This is a genomic window from Nocardioides sp. CPCC 206348 (assembly GCF_048654705.1).
GTDB lineage: Bacteria > Actinomycetota > Actinomycetes > Propionibacteriales > Nocardioidaceae > Nocardioides.
Genome location: NZ_JBMCZA010000088.1, coordinates 18,556 through 19,979, shown reverse-complemented (window position 1 = coordinate 19,979; position 1,424 = coordinate 18,556). Strand labels below are relative to the sequence as shown.

At 68.0% G+C, this 1,424-nt stretch carries 2 protein-coding genes; both read right to left on the bottom strand.

Annotated elements, in window-relative coordinates; translation table 11 throughout:
- Positions 1-587 (bottom strand): MCE family protein (locus ACOADB_RS04550; RefSeq protein WP_378596741.1); only part of this gene is annotated, 587 nt, incomplete at its 3' end.
- Positions 584-1,424, bottom strand: an 841-nt coding sequence (locus ACOADB_RS04545; RefSeq protein WP_378596740.1) for an MCE family protein, incomplete at its 5' end; no start/stop codon positions are given. The genes ACOADB_RS04550 and ACOADB_RS04545, both read right to left, overlap by 4 nt.

Genomic DNA, 1,424 nt, shown 5'->3' with positions numbered 1-1,424 from the left:
CCGCCGCTGTCGAGGACGCCGACCGCGTTGGAGAGGTCGGCGATCGTCTGGTTGATCGTGGCGCCCTGGCCCTCGAGTGCCTTCGACCCCGCACCCACCACGTCCGAGAGGGCCCCGGACTTGTTCGCGCCCCGCGGACCGAGCGCCTCGGCCAGCCCGTTGAGCTGCTCCTTGATGTCGTCCCACTCGACCGGGACAGCGGTGTCGGCGAGCTCGATGGTCGATCCGTCGGCGAGGACCGGCCCGCCGTCGTACCGCGGCGTCAGCTGTAGGTAACGGCTGCTGACCAATGAGGGCGCGACGATGACCGCCTTCGCGTCCTTCGGGATCTTGACGTCGGCGTTCACGTGGAAGGCCACCCGGACCTTGGTGCCCTCGGGATCGATGCTGTCGATCTTGCCGACCGGCACACCCAGCACCCGGACCTCGTCGCCGGCGTAGATGCCGTCCGTGCTCGGGAACCACGCCACCAGGTCGGTGCTGCCCTTGTCACGGAAACCGACCGTGAGGACGGCGACGGCAACCACGGCGAGCGCAACGAGCATGCGCAGCCGCGGCGTTGCGAGGATGTTCTTGATCGTGCTCATCGGCCGATCCCCTCACCGAAGAGACCCGGCGGGCCGAGCTCGGAGAGCTGGGGCTGGAGCATGTTGCCGGGCAGCAGGTTCTGGAGGTACGCCGAGAAGAACTCGCCGCTCGACACGACCTCGCCGAGACCGGTGGCATACACCGACAGTCCGCGCAATGTCTTGCTGATGTTGGCCTTGTTGGTCTGCAGGGTGCCGATCACGGCGTTGAGCTCCTCGAGAGCGGGTCCGATGGTGTCCTTGTTGTCCGCGACGAGGCCCCGCAGCTCGGTGGCCATGGCGGAGAGGTTCACGAGCAGTGCCGTGATGTCCTGTCGTCTCTTCAACAACTCGGTGAAGAGCACGTTGCCGTCCTTCATCAGGGCGGTCAGGTCGCCGCTGCGGTCGGCGAGCACGTCGCTGAACTGGTCGGCGTTGGCGAGCAGGCTGCGCAACGAGTCGTCGCGGCTGCTGATCGTCTTCGACAAGCGGCTCACTCCCGTGATGGCGTTGCCGAGCTCGGGGGTGGCCCCCTCAAGGGTCCCTGCCACCGTCTCGAGTGCGGCCGCGACCTTGTCGACGTCGATGTCCTCGGCCTCCTGCTGGAGATCGGCGAGCGCGTCGGTCACTTCGTACGGGACGCTCGCCCGCTCGATCGGTATCCGCGCGCCCTCGGCGAGCGTGCCGCCCCCTTGCGAGGTGAGGACGAGCGCCTTGTCGCCGAGGACGGTCTCGACGCTGACCTGGGCCGTCGTCTCCGTGCCGAGCTCGATCCCGGTTTCGGTGAGTCCGAACTCGACGAGGACACCCTCGCCCTCGAGACTCACCTCGCCGACGCGACCCACGGTGAGACCGCTC